Origin of the sequence: Spirosoma flavum (assembly GCF_042686045.1) — a bacterium.
Classification (GTDB): Bacteria; Bacteroidota; Bacteroidia; order Cytophagales; family Spirosomataceae; genus Spirosoma; species Spirosoma flavum.
In genome coordinates this window covers 928,342-947,612 of the sequence record NZ_JBHUOM010000001.1, presented here as the reverse complement: position 1 = coordinate 947,612, position 19,271 = coordinate 928,342, and the positions used below count along the sequence as shown (strand labels likewise).

General features: G+C 47.4%; 18 protein-coding genes. 8 read left to right on the top strand and 10 right to left on the bottom strand.

Annotated features, from left to right (window positions below; translation table 11 throughout):
• Nucleotides 1-143 precede the first annotated feature (143 nt).
• Together ACFS25_RS03800 and ACFS25_RS03795 are read left to right on the top strand one after the other, a co-directional pair.
• On the top strand, nt 144-581 hold the full coding sequence (locus ACFS25_RS03800; protein WP_381497073.1) for a MarR family winged helix-turn-helix transcriptional regulator: 438 nt from the start codon (nt 144-146) through the stop codon (nt 579-581).
• Between the two features lie 63 nt (nt 582-644).
• The gene (locus ACFS25_RS03795) at nt 645-1,544 is read left to right on the top strand and encodes a flavin reductase family protein (protein ID WP_381497072.1); all 900 of its coding nucleotides are present in this window, start codon (nt 645-647) and stop codon (nt 1,542-1,544) included.
• A gap of 113 nt (nt 1,545-1,657) precedes the next feature.
• Here ACFS25_RS03795 and ACFS25_RS03790 read toward each other — a convergent pair whose 3' ends face one another.
• Together ACFS25_RS03790 and ggt are read right to left on the bottom strand one after the other, a co-directional pair.
• On the bottom strand, nt 1,658-2,566 hold the full coding sequence (locus ACFS25_RS03790; protein WP_381497071.1) for a phospholipase A: 909 nt from the start codon (nt 2,564-2,566) through the stop codon (nt 1,658-1,660).
• Nucleotides 2,567-2,686: 120 nt separating this feature from the next.
• Nucleotides 2,687-4,510 (bottom strand): gamma-glutamyltransferase, encoded by a 1,824-nt coding sequence (ggt, locus tag ACFS25_RS03785; protein ID WP_381497070.1) that lies wholly within the window; start codon nt 4,508-4,510, stop codon nt 2,687-2,689.
• A 202-nt stretch (nt 4,511-4,712) separates the two neighbouring features.
• Here ggt and ACFS25_RS03780 point away from each other — a divergent pair, with 202 nt between their 5' ends.
• The 6 genes from ACFS25_RS03780 to ACFS25_RS03755 all read left to right on the top strand — a co-directional run bounded on the left by ACFS25_RS03780 (nt 4,713) and on the right by ACFS25_RS03755 (nt 9,880).
• Nucleotides 4,713-5,957: an ABC transporter permease gene (locus ACFS25_RS03780; protein ID WP_381497413.1), complete on the top strand. Its 1,245-nt coding sequence runs from the start codon at nt 4,713-4,715 to the stop codon at nt 5,955-5,957.
• Nucleotides 5,958-6,383: 426 nt separating this feature from the next.
• The gene (locus ACFS25_RS03775; protein ID WP_381497069.1) at nt 6,384-6,509 is read left to right on the top strand and encodes a hypothetical protein; all 126 of its coding nucleotides are present in this window, start codon (nt 6,384-6,386) and stop codon (nt 6,507-6,509) included.
• 11 nt (nt 6,510-6,520) lie between these two features.
• Nucleotides 6,521-6,853 (top strand): winged helix-turn-helix transcriptional regulator, encoded by a 333-nt coding sequence (locus ACFS25_RS03770; RefSeq protein WP_381497068.1) that lies wholly within the window; start codon nt 6,521-6,523, stop codon nt 6,851-6,853.
• 7 nt (nt 6,854-6,860) lie between these two features.
• Nucleotides 6,861-7,997 (top strand): fatty acid desaturase family protein, encoded by a 1,137-nt coding sequence (locus ACFS25_RS03765; RefSeq protein WP_381497067.1) that lies wholly within the window; start codon nt 6,861-6,863, stop codon nt 7,995-7,997.
• 72 nt (nt 7,998-8,069) lie between these two features.
• On the top strand, nt 8,070-8,972 hold the full coding sequence (locus ACFS25_RS03760; RefSeq protein WP_381497066.1) for an SAM-dependent methyltransferase: 903 nt from the start codon (nt 8,070-8,072) through the stop codon (nt 8,970-8,972).
• Nucleotides 8,973-9,001: 29 nt separating this feature from the next.
• Nucleotides 9,002-9,880 (top strand): transglutaminase family protein, encoded by an 879-nt coding sequence (locus tag ACFS25_RS03755; protein ID WP_381497065.1) that lies wholly within the window; start codon nt 9,002-9,004, stop codon nt 9,878-9,880.
• 125 nt (nt 9,881-10,005) lie between these two features.
• Here the strand turns inward: ACFS25_RS03755 and ACFS25_RS03750 are convergent, their stop codons facing one another.
• From ACFS25_RS03750 to ACFS25_RS03715, 8 genes are all read right to left on the bottom strand, one after another.
• Nucleotides 10,006-12,066 carry an alpha-1,4-glucan--maltose-1-phosphate maltosyltransferase gene (locus tag ACFS25_RS03750; RefSeq protein WP_381497064.1) on the bottom strand — a complete coding sequence of 687 codons (2,061 nt, stop codon included), beginning with the start codon at nt 12,064-12,066 and terminating at the stop codon, nt 10,006-10,008.
• 92 nt (nt 12,067-12,158) lie between these two features.
• Entirely contained in the window at nt 12,159-13,829 is a 1,671-nt protein-coding gene (locus ACFS25_RS03745; protein ID WP_381497063.1) for a sensor histidine kinase, read from the bottom strand.
• Between the two features lie 4 nt (nt 13,830-13,833).
• Nucleotides 13,834-14,847, bottom strand: a complete 1,014-nt coding sequence (locus ACFS25_RS03740) for an ATP-binding SpoIIE family protein phosphatase (protein WP_381497062.1) — start codon at nt 14,845-14,847, stop codon at nt 13,834-13,836.
• Nucleotides 14,840-15,265 carry an ATP-binding protein gene (locus tag ACFS25_RS03735; protein WP_381497061.1) on the bottom strand — a complete coding sequence of 142 codons (426 nt, stop codon included), beginning with the start codon at nt 15,263-15,265 and terminating at the stop codon, nt 14,840-14,842. Before ACFS25_RS03735 ends, ACFS25_RS03740 begins: the two co-directional genes overlap by 8 nt.
• Complete coding sequence (locus ACFS25_RS03730; protein WP_381497060.1) at nt 15,246-15,629, bottom strand: STAS domain-containing protein; 384 nt, start codon at nt 15,627-15,629, stop codon at nt 15,246-15,248. The genes ACFS25_RS03735 and ACFS25_RS03730 overlap by 20 nt, the downstream gene beginning before the upstream one ends.
• Before the next feature lie 12 nt (nt 15,630-15,641).
• Nucleotides 15,642-16,526, bottom strand: coding sequence for an STAS domain-containing protein (locus tag ACFS25_RS03725; RefSeq protein ID WP_381497059.1), 885 nt, complete (start codon nt 16,524-16,526; stop codon nt 15,642-15,644).
• A 210-nt stretch (nt 16,527-16,736) separates the two neighbouring features.
• Entirely contained in the window at nt 16,737-18,245 is a 1,509-nt protein-coding gene (locus ACFS25_RS03720; RefSeq protein WP_381497058.1) for a phosphatase PAP2 family protein, read from the bottom strand.
• Between the two features lie 30 nt (nt 18,246-18,275).
• Nucleotides 18,276-19,193, bottom strand: coding sequence for a hypothetical protein (locus ACFS25_RS03715; RefSeq protein WP_381497057.1), 918 nt, complete (start codon nt 19,191-19,193; stop codon nt 18,276-18,278).
• Between the last annotated feature and the right edge of the window lie 78 nt (nt 19,194-19,271).

Here is a 19,271-nt window from a genome sequence, read left to right as displayed (position 1 = left end):
CTTGTTCGTCGTTAATTCCAACAAATTGTTCTATCCGTTGGTACAACCGATTGAAGGAACCTAGGAGGCTTATTAGTCAGTTAGATTGGCTAATTTTGTCAGCTATTTATGGTGCTCCTTCTTAACCAATTCTGATTTTAACAATGACGCACCCATCCGATACGCGTGCTTATTTTTTTAAGATTGATACAACGATCAAAAAAATCCGCAATGCTCTCCAAAAGCAATTTACTGATGCGGGGTTCGATCTTACCGTAGATCAGTGGGTAATTATTGACCATCTCTATCGCAATCCCGGTATTAGTCAGAATACAATTTCGGAAATGACAACGAAAGATGCCCCAACAGTTACGCGAATAATTGATTTGCTCAGCCAGAAAGGACTAACCGAACGGCGCATGACGGACACAGATCGGCGCAAGTTTCTGGTATATCTAACCAAGGTTGGGGAAGCAAAATACAGCGAAGTTTTACCGGTTGTATCGGCTATGCGACGCAAAGGATGGGGCGACTTAAGCGATGATGATTATCAGCAGTTTGTCCGAATTATGGATTCAATTTACAGCAATATTAGCGAGTAGATCCCCCATTATTTAGGTACCGAGTTGGGTTGATCAAAACGAAGTATAAGGAAATAGCCACTCATGAAAACTGTCAATCCAAGCGACGTCCAACCCAATGAATTTTACCGGTTCATGATCGGCACTATTGGTCCGCGACCTGTTGCATTTGCCAGCACCATAGACGCTAATGGCAACGTTAATTTAAGTCCATTCAGCTTTTTTAACATCTTCGGATACAATCCACCAACGCTGGTTTTTGCGCCCACCATTAATAGACATGGCCATAAGAAACACACATTACTAAATTTGGAAGAAGTTGGTGAGGTTGTAATCAACGTTGTAAACTATGCTATGGTCGAGCAGATGTCGCTGGCCAGTGCCGATTTTGATCGGGGCATCAATGAGTTTGAAAAAGCCGGATTTACAGCTGTCCCGTCTGATCGAATACGTCCACCGAGGGTAGCTGAATCACCGGCAGCGTTCGAGTGCGTGGTAAAACAAATCATTCCAACCAATCCTGACGCCGGTGTGTCTGAATCTCCGGGGTCAGCTCATTTGGTTATCTGCGAGATAGTTATGGGTCATTTCCATGACAACATTTTCGATGCAAAGGGGGCAATTGATCCGCATCAACTTGACCTTATTGGCCGTATGGGGGCCGACTGGTATTGTCGGGCTCACGGCGACGCCCTGTTTGACGTTGCCCGTCCTCAAGTCGGCATCGGTGTTGATCAGATACCAGGTGATATTAGAAACAGCACCATTTTATCGGGTAATGATCTGGGTAAACTAGGCAGTTTTGATGTCCTCCCAACGCCCAGCGAAATAAAGCACTTCCGGGAATCGGGTGCACTGAATGAGTTAATCGATGAAGCCCGCTACGGCTGTCAATACTTACCTGATTTACTTCACTTGCGAGCTAAAAAACTACTAGCTGAACGCAAGATAAAGGAAGCATGGCTAACGTTGTTGGCCAACTAATTACGGCCAAAGCAGGCCCTACTTCAGTCGATTGCCTAAAAATAAACGTGTTTTTATGGCATGAATCGATTCGTCGCAGCAGTAACTAGTTGATTGATAGCCATATTGATTTGTCAAAGCCAGTCGACAAGCGAAACAGCCAAGCCAATCGTCGTTTGTTTATGGTTATAATCAATTAGTGTTTCGCCGTAGCCGTGCAGAATCTGAAGATCTCCCCGTAGGTTGCCCATCACTGGAAACGTCCAGTCGAACTGAGCTTGTCCCCTGTTTTTAGCCCCGCCCCGAAGCGAATGGCTACCGACGACCGAAAATAAATTTCGTCCGGTACGGTAGATTACTGTAGCGTCGGCTCGACCGATGTAATCCAGAATAGCTGGGTTCTCATCGTCGGTATCGGGGAGACGCCACCACGGTCGGAGCAACACCACCCACTTGCCCCGCTCAAAGCCCGCGTGTAAAATAATACGATTCCAGCTTCGCGAGAGGGGTATGGCCCGGCCGTTGGATTGGTGGTTGAGGGCAATACCCAGCATCCGGGTTTTCAGACCAAGCACCGAAAAGTTCGTAGCGAAGTTAAGAATTATTTCTGGCTCATAATTAGTTTCCCGGAAGGGGCGGGAGAAAGTAGTGTTGTATACTTGCCAATGTGACTTTTGGGTATAGCCAACCCATATATCGCCATGTCCGCCAAAAATACCCTGGAGCATTTTCACTTTCAGGCTCAACTGGAAGCGGGCTTCATAATTTCCCAAGTTGATATAAAACGGATAATTGTACGCGGGATTTTCGCTGACGGGCTGTCCGTTGGGACTATTCGACCACCGCCCGGCTGTCACATATAGAGGCTTGTAAGGTGTAACCAGAAACGTACCCTTCCGGGTAGCTGAGTCGAGTTCCCACCGGTCAGATAATGACCGAAAAACAGGTTTCTTCGTGAATAGCGGGTCTATCTGTGCATACAGGTCAGGCAGAGAGGACCCCAAAAGCACCGCGATAAGAAAAAGTATAGGTCTACAATTCATACGTTGCGCTCGGAGAGCCTTTCTCCCTTTTATAATAAATCGTTCCCGTTGTCTGCCTAATAGAGCTAGAGTACGAATAGTCCTGCTTGTTTTGGATAGACAATCTGGTCAGCCCCATTTTCAATATCCTCTCGCCGTGTTATCAGCCCGTGGGTCGGATGCGCCTTCGTAAGAACCATCCGGGCGAATTAGAACGCAGTCCATACGGCCGAGGGTATTTGTGAGTCTTTCCAGAATATAACCCCTGTTTTTCAACGATTCGATAGTGGCCTCGGAGAACGCCCCATTTTCAAAAATTGTCTTGTCAGGGAGCCACTGGTGGTGAAACTTCAGTGCATTAACGGCCTGTTGCATGGTCATGCCATGTTCAATTACGTTCAGGATGGTTTGATAAACGGAGGTCATAATAGTTGAGCCGCCCGGTGTACCAACCACCATAAACAATTTCCCGTCTTTCTCCAGAATGGTCGGTGTCATGGACGACAACATCCGTTTGTTGGGAGCAATGGCGTTGGCCTGATTACCAATCAAGCCGTACATATTTGGAGCACCCGGTTTCACGCTGAAATCATCCATTTCGTTGTTCATGAAAAACCCGGCTCCGCCAACTACCACCCGGCTACCAAAACCACCATTGAGCGTTGTGGTAATACTCACCGCGTTTCCATCTTTATCCACTACCGAAAAGTGGGTTGTTTCGAGACTCTCATAACCCGGAATCATCCCTCCTTTCACGGCCCGGCTGTCGGTAGCTTTGGCCCAGGAGAAATCAGTCCAGCGGGTACGCAGGTATTGCGGGTTGATGAGTTGTGTTACGGGCACCTTTACAAAATCGGGATCACCTAAAAACTTAGATCGGTCAGCATAAACACGCCGTTCGGCTTCAACCATGACCTGTACCGTACTATCGCGGTTCCAACCCCACTGGCGCAACGGATAAGGTTCTGTAAAACGCATCATCTGTACCAGCGCTACTCCCCCACTGGAGGTTGGTGGCATTGTAATGACGTTATAATTTTTGTAGGTGGCCTGAAGCGGATCTCGCCAAACAGAATGGTAATTTTTCAGGTCTTCTTCGGTGATCATACCTTTACCCCGCACCATTTCTTCGGCTAGTAATCGGGCGGTTTCCCCTTCATAAAAACCCGCCCGACCCTGCAACTGAATGCGTTGCAGCGTTTTGGCCAGATCAGCTTGCGTTAGTAAATCACCTTTCTGCCAGGTAGTGGTATCAGCTATCACTGCACTTTTGAAAAAGTACGTTTTGCCGGGATTAATGGTGGTCAGGTCGGTTTTAATTCGATTCAGGCCAAGCGCATCACGTTCGGTAAGGGCAAACCCTTTTTCGGCCAAATCAATAGCGGGTTGCAACACCTGTGCCCATGTCAGTTTGCCAAAACGTTTGTGGGCTTCGGCCATACCATCGACCGAACCCGGTACACCACTGGCCAGATGCCCGCTGATACTCAACCCCGGACGAATGTTACCCAATGAATCAAGATACATATTTGGTGTAGCCTGGCCGGGTGCTTTTTCACGATAGTCGAGTGTATAGGCTTTACCACCGTTATCGCGATACACCATAAATCCACCCCCGCCAATATTGCCCGCCCCCGGATAGACGACTGCCAGGGCAAATTGTACCGCCACAGCTGCATCGACGGCATTGCCACCTGCTTTCAAAATAGCTAATCCAACCTGCGAAGCTTCTGGATGAGCCGATGCTACCATACCATTTCGGCCAACAACGCCAACCCGGTCTGAGAAAAAAGGCTTAACCGCAACACCCGCCCGCGTTGGATCTTCGTCACGGTATTGATAAACACCCTGACTTTGCTTTACACTAGTTTTGGTGGCCGACGTGGAGGACGATTGGGTTTTGCAGGAAGCGACCGCTACGGCGAAGAGTAGCAATAAAGAATAAGGAGCGACACATTTGTTCATAGAGTGTTATTCTTGCGGTTGTAATCCGTTAAGGTACAAAAATAGTGTTATCTGAATGATACCCAAATCAGCCACTTATCCGACCGAACGTTACACTTATCCGAAATGGGTTGTCCGGTAAGCGTTTGTGCAGTATGTTTATGAATTGTGCTTCGGCAGTGCCGGTACACCAACCCAGTCATTTACCCTTTCTTTAAAACAGGTGAAGTTTCTTCGTCAGACTTACGAAAGTTTTCGGTTCGCGTGGGAAGCCCTACGTTCTAACATGCTACGCACCATGCTGTCGCTACTGGGGGTAACGATTGGTATTTTTGCCATTATCGCCGTTTTTACACTGGTGGATTCGCTGGAGCGTAACGTTAGAGACAGCCTATCGTTCATTGGCGATAAGGTAGTTTATGTTCAGAAATGGCCCTGGTCTTTTGGGGGTGGTGAATACCAATGGTGGAAATATTTTCAGCGACCTGAACCAACCTACAAAGAATATAGATTTCTGAGTACTAAACTTGAAAATGCAAAAGCCATTGTGGCCATGGATTTCAAAGGACGCGTTACCGTCAAAAATGGCAATAACAGCATGGCGTCGCTTATTCAGGGAACGACGTTCGAGTACAACATCATTTCGGATGTGCCCATAGATCAAGGACGTTACTTTACCCAACAGGAAATGGACGTAGGCCGGAACGTAGCCATCATCGGTTCTGACGTAGCGGACAATCTGTTTCCTGGCCAGGAACCTGTTGGCAAGTCGTTAAAAATTAACAGCTTGAATTTCGTGGTCATTGGGGTACAACACAAAAAAGGAGAAAGCATTATTAACGTAGGCGGCAACCCCGATATTAAATGCATGATTCCATACGGAGCATTTTCCAAGATGTTTCACTCGCTTAATCCCAGTATTGACATTGCCATTAAGGGGTACGATACCGATGAGGGGCTACTCGAACTGGAAAGCGAAATTCGGGGGCTTATGCGTACCCGACGCGGATTACGCCCTTTGCAGGACGACAATTTTGCCATCAACCGCCCCGAAGCTGCTGCTCAGGCTATTAGCGGTATTTTTATAGTGCTCACATTAGCGGGCTGGGTTATTGGCGGCTTTTCTATTTTAATTGGCGGCTTCGGTATTGCTAATATTATGTTTGTCAGTGTGAAAGAACGAACAAATATTATCGGGATTCAGAAATCGCTGGGAGCTAAAAATTACGTAATACTATTTCAGTTTCTGTTCGAAGCTATATTGCTAAGTCTGGTTGGTGGATTAGCGGGTATTTTTCTCGTTTATCTATTATCATTCATGAGTTTAGGCAGTCTGGAACTTCAACTAACGGCAGCAAACATCACGCTGGGGCTGGGGGTCTCGAGCGTCATAGGCATATTGGCGGGCATCATTCCCGCCTTCTCAGCCTCCCGTCTCGACCCGGTGATCGCTATCCGGGCCAAGTGATTGTATATGTTACCAGGATTGGCACACTGAGATTATTCGCTTGAAACAAGCATTTTGTTCCGGAATGAGGGTAATGAACCTTTTAGCCAATTATACAGTGCATATGGGGGTTTGTCCTGTATAGCTAATCGCCTTTCCTTATATTTGTAAGGAACTTACTTACATGTAATTAAGTTACCTGGTAGATAGTGACATTTCACTTTCTACACTCACGCCCCCCTTATTTAGTAACTTCATTACAGCTATAGTTGACGAAGGCTTACTAAATTCTCACTTCCCCTATCTGCTTATTTGGTTTTTCGTCAAACAAGTATCTTCTTTACTTTTCTCATTCTAATTTTGTGCCATATCACTTATTAAATCTCAACTCTATTAAGAATCTTTAAGCTTTATCGAGATCACTTCCTTTGACGAAACTGCCTGTAGATGAGTCATCATTTTACTCAACAAACGGCTGCTAGCCGAAATCAGAATAACTACTATATCGTTGAGAATGAGATTCATTTCACGACTGCTTCGGTTTGGGCTACAACCCTGATTCGGTTCGGTTAATTTTAACCACAATGACAGAAAATAACCGAATCGAGCTAGCTTTTGGACCTGATCTACTTTTAATCAGTAATGCCCTGGTAGTTATTTCCGGCAAATGGCGACTGTATATCATTCTGATATTAGGCGAGCAAACACTCCGCTACGGTCAACTTAGTGATAAGTTGCCCAATGTTAGCGAAAAAGTATTGGCTAGCGAGTTAAAAGCACTTGTCGCTTTGGGCGTTATGAAACGAGAGGCATACGCCGAAATCCCCCCACGGGTAGAATACACACTTACCGAACGAGGCCTGTTGGCTCTACCTATGTTGAGAGAGGTACAGCAAATCGGCCAAATTTTTAACTAACTTATTGATGTCAACTCCATTAAAATTTAAGGATAAAAACCGATCACAATTTTTTGCCACCGTTCGAAAACGAGTCGATACTTATTTCACCGAGGAAGCCCTTTCGCCCCATGCCAATGGTGCCATGTGGACTAAGGCCAGTTTTTTCTTAGTCGGCTACGCTTTTATTTATGGACTGATTCTATCCAATCAATTTGGATTATGGACAATGTTGGGGCTGGCTATTGTGTTGGGAATGTTCGCAGCTTTTATTGGTTTTAACGTCTCACATGACGGTTTGCATGGGTCTTTTTCGTCTCGTAGTTGGGTCAATCGTATGGCAGGCAACAGTTTTTATCTGCTGGGAGCGAACCCTTACGTATGGAAGATTACGCATAATATCGTTCACCACACCTATACGAATATACCCGGTCACGACGAAGACATTGAGATTGCTCCGGGACTAGTGCGCCTGGACCCAGACGAGAAACTTCGCCCTTGGCATCGTTATCAGCACTGGTACACCATTCCTCTGTATTCTCTGGCTTCTCTATCCTGGGTGTTTCGCAAGGACTATGTAAAATTTTTTAAGAGTAAGATTGGCCATCACGACAACTCATCGCATCCACGGAGCGAGTACGTCAAGTTGTTTGTTTCCAAAGCGATCTATTATTTTTTCTTTTTAGTTCTGCCATTTCTGGTACTTGACCTGACGTGGTGGCAATTAGTTGTCGGTTTTGTTCTGATGCACGTAGCCGAAGGATTGGTATTGGGCCTTGTTTTTCAGTTGGCGCATGCTGTAGAAGGTACCGCTTTTCCAACACCCGATGAGCAGGGCGACATTCAGGAGGCATGGGCTATTCACCAAATGAACACAACAGCTAATTTTGCGCCCGACAGTTCAGTAGCTGCGTTTTTTTGTGGTGGCTTAAACCGTCAGATCGAACATCACCTGTTTCCCCGAATTTGCCATATTCACTATCCGGCTATTGCCGGTATTGTCAAGAGCACAGCTCACGAATTTGGGTTACCTTATCTGGAAAATCGAAGCTTTACATCGGCACTTGTGTCTCACTTCCGCCTTTTGCGAAAATTGGGTCGGCCTGTTCCGATTAAGCCTGTTCGGACCAACACCCGCAATTTAGCTAGACAGGTGCCTGCTTAACGTCAATAAAGTCTGGTAAGACGTGCCAGTATTACCCCATTAAATATCCTCTTTTACCTCCCACCTTAATTTATGGCGTCACAACAAGATCTGGATTTCACGTACACGACTATTGATAAAGTTTTCCGCTTAAGCATTGGACAAACCGGCGATTACAGTGGCGCGATGTACAATGGCGATTTCTCACTAACCCTTGAGCAGGCTCAACAGCAGAAACACCAATTCATAGTTGATAGTCTACGGATTCGTTCCGGTTCACGTGTACTTGATATGGGTTGCGGTTGGGGTCCATTCCTGACATTCATTAAAAAACTTGGGGCTAACGGACGCGGAGTAACGCTCTCAAGAGGACAGGCAGAAGCCTGCCGGGAAAATGGACTGGAAGTCGACGTTAAAGACTGTCGCCTGATTACACCAGCCGATTACGGTACCTTCGATGCGGTTACGTGCATTGGCGGCATGGAGCATTTCTGTTCCATAGAGCAGTATCAGGCGGGTCAGCAGGATCAGGTATATGCCGACTTTTTCAAAAAACTGTATGATTTATTACCGCTAGGTGGTCGATTTTACATGCAGACAATGGTATTCGGTAAGAACATGATTCCGTTTGACCAAATCAGCTTAGACGCCCCCAAAGATTCGCCTTCTTACGCGCTGGCTCTCATGATTGCCCAGTTTCCGGGGTCATGGTTGCCCTACGGCGCTGAGCAAGTGATTCGGAATGCTCAACCTCTTTTTAAGCTCATTTCCCAAAGCAGCGGACGACTTGATTACATCGAAACGATTGGTCAATGGCGAAAACGTTTCCGGGCTTTCAACCTAAAGAAGTACCTTCTCTATGTCTCGCTGTTGCCTAAGCTACTGACCAACAAACCATTTCAGGATCTTATTGCTGTGTTCAGGGTTAGCCCGAACCGAGTATGTTTCGAGCAGGAGACAATGGAACATTACCGATTGGTATTTGAAAAAGTATAGCTCAAGAAACAACCACTTTATAAGCAATTATGTCTGTCCGCGTCGCTATTCACCACCATACCCATTATGAATTTGATCGGATGGTTTTTTTGTCTCCTCACCTGATTCGGCTCAAACCGGCAGCTCACTCTAGTGCCCAAATTGAATCGTATTCGCTGACAATTGAACCGGCAAATCATTCTCTACACTGGCAGCAGGACCCTTTTGGTAACTTTATAGCACGGATCGATTTTTGGGAGTCTATGCAAAAAATGTCGATTGGAGTGGAGATTACGGCTGTTCTGGCGCCTACCAACCCCTTCGATTTCTTTTTGGATACCTATGCGCAGTCGTTTCCTTTTCAGTACGAGACGCAACTCAAAAAAGATCTTATGCCGTATCTGGAAATCACGGAGCAGGGACCTCACCTGATGCAGTGGTTACAGAAAATAGATCAGACGAAACGGGATATCATAGAGTTTCTGATTATGCTCAATAAGCAGGTCTTTCAGGATATTGCATACAGCATACGACTACAACCAGGCATACAAACGACCGAAGAAACGTTGGAACTGGCAATAGGCTCCTGTCGTGATTCGGGCTGGTTACTGGTGCAGATTTTACGTCATTTCGGCTTGGCAGCCCGCTTTGTTTCCGGCTATCTGGCTCAAGTAATTACGGACGAAACAAGACGCAATGACTCATCTGGAACAAAAGAAGATTCGCTGGCTTTACATGCCTGGGCTGAAGTGTATATACCTGGTGCAGGGTGGATTGGCCTCGATCCTACATCGGGAGTGTTAGCTACAGAGGGGCATATTCCGCTGGCCTGTACCTCCGACCCGGCTAGTGCAGCACCCGTAACAGGCACCACCGACATAACAGAAACAACGCTCACGTATAGCAATACGCTGACTCGCCTTGACTAACCAGCCGTTTATGATGCTCTGGTTTAGCCGGACATAATTAACCTTTTACCAATTGCACAAACGCTCAAATTCGACTACCGAATTTGAGCGTTTGTGTATAACTGAAAGCCAGCGTAACCTACTGTTTAAATTTCAATTCTGAATAGGTGCATAGGCAGTACATAAGGGTCCAGTTCAACGTAATTTTGGTCACCCTTCCAGGTATAGTAAGCCTCGGTAAGCAGGTCATGAACGGTATAGGTTTGATCGTACCCAATGCCTAATTGCTCGATGGGTATCTGCACCAAACCGGCCCGACGCTGGTATGCATCGGTATTGACCACAATGAGCAGCCGATTATCACCGGTAATTTTCAGGTAGGCCATTATAGCGTCGTCGTTAACGGAGCAGAATGTCAGATTATTGGTTGTTTGCAAAGCCACATTCTCATGTCGAATTCGGTTAACAAGCGAAATTAGGTAAGTCAATTTATTGGTTTTATCCCAGTCCCAAAGCCGAATTTCGTACTTTTCTGAGTTCAGAAATTCTTCTTTATTCGGAAAGGGCACATGCTCCATCAACTCAAATGATGGGCCATAAATACCATAATTGCTCGATAGTGTGGCCGCCATGAAATAGCGAATCAGGAACTGCGGTTCGTGGCCCGACTGTAAACTATATGGATCAATATCGTGAGTAGTTGGCCAGAAGTTAGGACGGAAATAGTGCTTCATTTCCCCTTGCGTCAGCTCAGTCATGTATTCCTGTAGCTCGGCCTTCGTGTTACGCCAGGTGTAATAGGTGTACGAATGCGCAAAACCCCGTTTGGCCAACTCCTGCATGACCCTCGGCTTTGTGAACGCTTCGGCCAGAAAGAGCATATCCGGAAATTCTTTCTTGACTTCCGCGATAATCCATTCCCAGAAAGCAAATGGTTTGGTATGTGGGTTATCGACCCGAATAATACGGACACCCCACGAACCCCACACCAGCAAAACACGCTTTAGCTCTTCCCAAAGATTCTGCCAGTCTTCTGTCTCGAAATAAACCGGGTAAATGTCCTGATATTTTTTGGGCGGATTTTCGGCGTATTGAATCGTACCATCGGGCCGTTTTTTGAACCACTCAGGATGTTCTTTAGCCCAGGGGTGATCGGGTGAACACTGAATAGCGAGGTCCATCGCAATCTCCATTCCATAGTTATTGGCAATGGCAATCAGGTGTTTGAAATCTTCCACTGTTCCAAGCTCGGAATGAATAGCATCGTGGCCACCTTCTTCCGAGCCAATTCCGTAGGGAACACCCGGCTCACCTGGCTGGCAAATAACCGAGTTGTTTTTACCCTTTCGGTGCGATGTGCCGATGGGGTGAATCGGTGGTAGATAGAGAACGTCGAACCCCATACCCGAAATACGTGGCAGCAACGCTTCTACATCCCGGAAAGTACCGTGCACACCCTCCTGCCGTGAGGCCGAACGGGGAAACAGGCAGTACCATGTGCTGAACCCGGCTCGGGCACGATCTACTTCTACTCCCAATTCATGGGTGTAGCGCGTTGGATAGTTACGCTCAGGGTAACGGTTCGCATAAAACGTAAACTGATCGCTTTCGGCTATAGATACGGCTTCGTTGTAACGATCCTCATCCGATGCGTCTGACCCAGCCCGAAAAAGCGCAGCCATTGCCCGGAGTGCCTTCACATCAGGCGATTCTTCACTGATTTCAGCTTTCTTTCTACCCTTGCCTTTTGCTCCTACTAATGGCTCATCTACCTTCTTTCCACCCGCCCGTTCAACCATCCCATCTAGATACTGAGCACCGGCCAGCAATTCGCTTGTAATACGTTGACCATCGGCTACCTTCAGATGAACTTCGTGCTGCCAGGATGCGGGATGATTAACCCAGGCTTCGAGTGTGTACACATATCGCCCTATTTTTTCAACGATAAACGACGCCCCCCAGCGGTCATTCCAACTTGGAGCCATTGCCGATTCGGTCCAAGTGGCGTCGTCGATATGTTTATAGAGCAGAACAGCCGTGAGGTGATCGTGACCATCGGCAAAGATGTCGGCTTCAACCGCTACAACATCACCGGGAATTGCTTTTATAGGAAATTGACCACCGTCAAGTTCAGGGCTAACACGCTCGATAACTACGCGGGACTGGCCGAAACCAGATTGGTTGGAAAGAGAATTGAGAAAGCTCATTACTAAATCGTTTGACTAGTTAATCATAAACGGTTGAGCAATGTTACAAAAAAAGCTGGTTCTACTACGTTGATTTGCGGTAGTCTGCTACATTAGTTTACGGGTAGATAGACTAGAAACGTAGCGCCATGACCAGGCTGACTGCGGGCCGTGAGGTATCCACCGTGATTATCTGCAACTTTCTTGCAGATAGCCAAGCCAATGCCCGTTCCGGCATATTCGCTGCGGCCATGCAGCCGCTGAAACAGATTAAAAATCCGATCTATGTATTTCTCATCGAACCCAATTCCATTATCGGCTATGCTTATTTCGAGGTAATTATTGCCGGGGCTTAAGGGTGATACAGGCAACTGCTCGGCAGAAACAGTTCGGGTATCGACACAAACAACAGGCACTCGCTCGGATGGCGTGAATTTCAGTGCGTTACTCAGCAGATTCTGAAATAGTTGCCGCAACTGAAGAGTATTTCCCTGAATAACCGGGAGAGGCCCAACCTGAATCTGGGCAGAACGACCTCTAATGGCAGTTTCCAGGTCGCTTTGTACCTCAGCCACCAACGCCGATAGTGATACTTTATGGAACGAAGGTCTCTCGGTATTGAGCCGGGAGTAGGTCAATAGCCCCCGAATTAACTCCTGCATCCGGCTGGTAGCAGACTGCATCCGGCGAATAATGTCCTGCGCATTAGTATCCAAAGCCGGTCCATACTGCTCGGTCAGCATACTACTGAAAGCCTGTATTTTGCGCAATGGCTCCTGCAAATCATGGCTGGCTACATAGGCAAACTGCGCCAGTTCGGTGTTGCTTCGGCTTAGTTCATCAATATCATCGGTCAGTTGTTGTTGGCTGCTTTCTAAACGGCTTTTGTTCTGCCGCAATTCTTCATTGTCCCGTAACGTCTGCTCAATCACTTTCTGGGCATGAACATCAGCCAGAAACCCGGTCCAGTGAACGACCTGCTGATCAGCATTACGCAGGGGCGTAGCCGAAACCATGTGCCAGATATATTCGCCCGTCAAACTGTTTCGAAGGCGCCATTCTCCTTTGAAAGGCAAACTGGACGCTACGCTATCAGCCCAAATCATTTTTACAACCGGGTAGTCGTCTTCGTGAAAATGCCTTAACCAGCCTTCTTCATTCAGATCGGGTATCGTCTTGCCCAAAAACGTAGTAAAACCCTGGTTTGTATAAATCAGTTTTCCATCTGAGGTCATCGAAAAAATCAGCAGTGGTAATGAGTTCGTTACTTGTTTGTACTGCTGTTCACTTTGGCTAAGCCGCTCGGCCAATTCCTGTAGCTGGCTATTTTTGCGTTTGATATCATCATAGGGCGATGCAGACGGCTCGCGAATAAACTGGTCTTTCCATCCATTAATCCGATCCGAACTAACCGATTTCAAATCCGCAACGGTGCAGTACAATCGAATGTCGGTACCCTTATCAGTAACATCAATACTCAATTCATCGACCAGCCGCCGGGCATGTGTTAAGGCGGCTTCGAAGGTTCCGGAGATATACTGCCGACGATCCTGCAACAAGGCCAACATGCGCCAGCCCTTCGTGTCATTGGCGCTAACGCCGAGCGTCAACGAAGCATGACTACTGCTGGTGACAGCCAGCCGGGCAACCTCCGAAACAGCCGTGGCGAAGGTTGTTTGCGAAGCCAGCGAAAGCCCTGCCAGCTCAGCCAGTTTCATGCTACGCTTATGGACTAAAATGATGTCCATTTCGTTGTCCAGCATTAATTTTGTCAGTTCATGCATAACGTTAGTATAGCTTGCTCACCAACACCGACATATCATCGGCATGGCGGGCGCATTCTTTATAAATAATAGCCGCCAGTACAGACGGATCATAATTGCCAATACTGGGATAGCGCGCTGGATTCCAACGTGCCTGCAATCCATCGGAGGTCATAATCAGTACCTGATTACGCTCATAAGGCAGTTCAACATCAAGTAATGTTCGAGGCAAGACATTACCCAAAATACCATTTTGAGAAATGTATCCTTTTATGCCCAATGAGCCACTCAGTTTGGCGACTATATTACCAACTCCGCAAAGCTTCCATTTCCGACTGGTAAAGTCGAAGACAGCGCAGGTACCTACCAAACCACGGGTTCCTGTGCAAGCCTCATGAACGGCAGCCAACAAGCTAGCAGGACTCCTATCAATTACCCTTCCCAATGCTTGAATAGCCTGATCAACAGCATCTTGTGCCAGCACACCATGACCTAATCCATCTCCCAGAAATACCGTCAGAGATGAGTTTGTCAGTTTACTAAAATAGGCATCGCCACAAGCGGTTTCACCCGTTTTTGGCACACAAATACAACGAATATCAGCACGGGCTGGTATCGTAATTGGCGGTTTGATTTTCTGATGGAGCCGCACCAGCATCACGGTTCCGCGGCCTGGATGCGAATACAGCTGAAACTCGTCTGCCAACCGTTGAATGGCCCCTAATCCCTGACCCAGCGACCCGCCCGTCGATACACCATCCACCATCATTCGGTTAGGCTCGCTCATACCCGGACCACTATCCACGCTGATCAATTCGAGGCTGGCATTGTCCGTATCATGAATCGGTTTGACCAGCAACTCACCGTCGATGGCATATTTGACTAAATTGGAGAGTAGTTCGGCAACAATAATGTCCAGTTCACTCAGCTTTTTTTCGCTGAACCGAAGTCTGGTAGCCAACAAACGAACCTCCCGTTTGATAGAAGCCCCATAGCTGCGATCAGATGCGACAAAAGAGCGGTGAGGTGTACTATCCATTCGTCCACTTGGTAATGACTACGGTTGTTCCCTGCCCAACTGTACTTTTAATAAAAAATTCACTGGATAGCCGTTTGGCACCCGGCAATCCCAGACCTAAACCCATTCCGGTTGAGTGACCATTTTGCATAGCTTGTGTGAGATCGGCAATACCAGGTCCGTTGTCTTTAAACGTTAACCGCAGTCCGGTCTGTTTACCCCGCTTTACCATGTCGATTAATACGTCGCCCGCACCCGCATAATTAAGGATATTGCAAGCCAATTCGCTGGTAGCCGTGATAAGTTTGGTTTGATTAAGTACGGTCATACCGACACGCTGGGCCTGCATACGAACATAGCGAATTAGGTATACTACATCCTCTTCGCTCCCGATAGCAATTGTTTCTGTCGCGGTAATTTTAATCGTCGAAATCGGCATCTTCGTCGGGCACTATCTTGCTATGCAGAAGTTCCATACCTTTCTCCACATTTAATGCCGTATAAACGCCCATCAGAGGTAAGCCAAGTTCAACCAGCGTAATGGCAACGGCAGGCTGCATACCTACAACTACCGTCTCGGCGTCCAGAATACGAGTCATGCTGGCTATGTTGCTCAGAATACGGCCCATAAATGAATCGACAATAGAAACAGCCGAAATATCAATCATGACGCCCTGTGCCTGATGTTTTGTTACGGCATCAATGATATTAGCTTCAAGGTCAAGGGCGAGCCGGTCATATAAATCAACCTGAATCGTTACAAGCAGAAACCGACCCATCTTTAGAATAGGAATTTTTTCCATAGCCGGTCTTCTTTAAAAAGATAGTGGATTGCCCAAGGGTGTGGAGCTTGCGGGTGCTTTCCGTACCTCCAAACGCAATGATCGGAATGCGTGTTTGAGCGCACTAGCCATTGTAGATTTAGTCACAACGTTCGACAAGTCGATTCCCAGATGTACAATTGTCTGGGCAATTTCTGGTCTGATTCCACTTATAATACACTCAGCACCCATCAGGCGGGTTGCATTCACGGTTTTAATGAGGTGCTGGGCCACCATTGAATCGACCATCGGCACACCCGAAATGTCCAGAATAGCAATATCACTACCAGTGTTGACGATCTCCTGTAACAGGTTTTCCATCACGACCAGTGTTCGCGAACTATCCAGCGTACCAATGAGCGGCATCGCCAGAATGCCGTCCCAAACTTTCACCACCGGCGTCGATATATTAGTCATTTCATCCGTCTGACGCAGAATTATTTCCTCACGCCCCTGAATGAATGTCTCAAACGTAACGATACCTAGTTTGTCAATGAATTTGCTAACCTTTAATGTTTCGAGGAAAAGCCGTTGTATATCGTCTTTTATTTCCGCTTGAAGTGTCTCCAGCAAAGCATCTTTCAGGCTAAAGATATACCCGCCCGTTTCGCGGGGGGTATAGCCCTGCCGGGCACGGGACATCGAAATTGACGATAATGTGTTTATGAGGGGTTCGAGATCAGGCGAGTTCTCCTGGGTAAGATTAGCATCGGTCAGAACAGTAAAGAGCATATTGAGAAAATCATCTGACTGCTCCCGAAGTTCGTCATTAGGCATCAAATCGTCACGAAGGCTATCATCAGCTAACTGGATTCTCATCCAGGTAGTTAGAATTTGTTTTTTCTTTTGCCGAAGTAGTTCGACGATCGAATCAGTCATAAGAACACGTTATTCTGTTTTGTAATTACACCCGCTGAGCCGACTGATTCTGAAAGGAGACGTCTATCTAAAAAATATCTAGTCAAGCAGATTAGCATCGATTTAGTACAACAAAAAGAATGTAGTAAAGTTTGTGAAAATGCGCTCAGCCGATGCGAATCTCACCTCCCAGCTACATTGGTAAGTAGCGTGTGACAGTATTCTATTTGCTTACTTCGCACCATCGGCTTTTGCGTCGGCAATGGCCATTTGACCGATAAGCGTCCCTAGCTTCGTTCCCGCTTCCGTGTCGAACCGAACCTGTGTTCCGCCATAAAGTCCCGACATAGCTGCTTCGGCTGCCTGTGCTGTCAAACTAACAGCTTCATCGGGAAACAAATAGGCTAGTACCGTCGTGGCTGTAGCCGCAACGGTTGCATTATCAGCCATGTAACCGGGCGTGTTTGGGATAACGGTCGCGGTTTTAATCGTCGGGTCTAGCTGGGACGGACGTGGCGTAAAGTAGGTATATTTTGTAGACCAAGCAGCCGTTGTGCCGTCCTGCATAGCGCGGTTTAGGAGTGCATAGGTGCGAGCCGTTCTGAGTTCATTCTGGCGAGTTTGCCGAATAAGGTCTTCAACATAAAAATTCCAGTAGCCAGAAAGGGCGTACGTATTGGTCCCATTATCCCAATAATTGGCAATGCGCCACTGTTCACGAGTACGCGTATTGGCAATGTCACGCACCTCGCCCAAGGCTTTCTGATAGTCAGCCGAGGTTGTGGCTGGGGGCGGACCAGGAACTGCCTTAAAAATTGCGGTTGAATCGAACCAGGTTTTTACCCTGCCCGCCAGCGGTAGTATTGGCGAGCGGGCGGGTAATTCTAAACTACGCCATTTAAGATCGTAGGAGGCCGTAACAATTTTCGTTTGCCACGTATTATTCGGGTCATGAGCTACATCAAAGCGGTCGCTTTTTGCGCGGTCGATAACTTTAGCGGTCACGGTAGCAGCTAGCTCTTCGCCAGCTTTTACGTCACTGGGAACATTAGCCCCGGCCCAAATCCGACTTTGTTTATGCTCGGTGGCTTTTGCCTTAAGCCAGGCCACTTCATTTGGGAAGAAAAACGCCAGCATTTGGCAAGAAGCCTCTGCAATGGCCGCATCTTCCGACGGATAGGAGGGCACATCCAGTATTGGCACGCGTGTAATGATACCCTGCCGCTCCAGCGATGACCGATTGTACTGATATTTTGCCCGCCAGGCAACTACCAGCGCATCATATTGCACCACGCTCAACAAGGCGTAAACCCGAGCGGCATAGGGCGGACCCGCATATGGATTAGCGGCATCCGATGCAACGATCTGACCCGTTGCGTTGTCGTAGCCGGGTGCTACATTATATTTCGCCACCAGTTGCCGGGCAATCTGGTTCCAGCGAAGAACGCCCCCAGCGGCCCAATAGTCAACAGCCGTATTTTGCTCAGGGTTAACACTTAACAATCCATTTTTGAGGTCGCTCAACTCATGCTGATAAGCATCAGACGTAGTGGCAGTGGGTTGCGGCACACTGATATCAGCCGCCGATTTTAGAATGATAGGCCGCCAGGTTCCACCGTCGGCCTCTGGCGAGCCCGGTTCTGTAAATGGCAAAATACCTTCGTCGATAATAGGCTCTTTACACGCTGTTACCCACACCAACAAAGCACTTAAAAATATAGACGAAAAAAGCGTTTTCATAGATAGAATGGTCATTCAAAAACCACGCGGCTAATTGTTGGCGGTCCAGTGACCAATGACTAAACCGCCATTGATCTGTGTACTTTTGCCCGTATTACGCCCATCAAGGGTGGTACTGTAGCCTGCTGTCAGACCAAATTGTTTCAGTAACCGCACATAAGCCGTTGCGCCTACCCGCGTAAAGCCAATCGCATTCGTCGGAAACGCAACGCCCGGGCCAATATTTGTCCCTTCGTTATAGGGCGTTTGTCGCTGCCCCCAAACATCCACGTTAACTACTTTCGTTACGAATCCCGTGCGAATAATGATTTCAGTTACGTCGGGTACGTTAACGTTTGAGCCACTGTTTGGATTGAGTTGACTTGGATCATAAGCGTTTACGGGATGATCGAGCGTTACCTGACCATTTCGTATGTAGCCAAACTGGCCGGTCAGGAAAAACGAGCGCGTCTTAAAATGCAGTAGTGTACGGCCATCCAGATTGCGCGACCCACGCCCGATAGCAACCAGCGCGTCATTCACATAATTTTGAATGGGCATCGAATATCCTACTGCGAACTGCCACGACACGTGAAGTTTACCAAATTTGTAATCGAAGGCCTCCCAACGCAACGCAGCCGACACGTTTTGAAACCCCTCCTGCTTAGGTGAATAACCCGCACTGGCCTGCGTTCGCATATAGGGAGCCGCTACAATCAGGTCCAAATCATAGCCTAATCCATACGTTCCAACGAGGGTTAGAGCCTCCGTTGTAACCGTGCCCAGGTTAGGATTGCGCGTTTCGGTTTTGTTGACATAATAGCTGTCATAAGTCGCTTGTGAGCCGATTACGGCTAAACTGGCCTTTCGCTGACCACGCATAAAGCCATCTACCAAACCCTGCGCCTGCATTGGCGAAGCAAGAGTCAGAAGAAGTAGGATACTGGTGGTAAAGGCTACTAATCGCATAAATCCATTTTAGGTTAAACAAAAGTAGTCGTTCGGGGTGAGCATATAGTATGAACGACTGTTTTCCTTGTTAGCGGT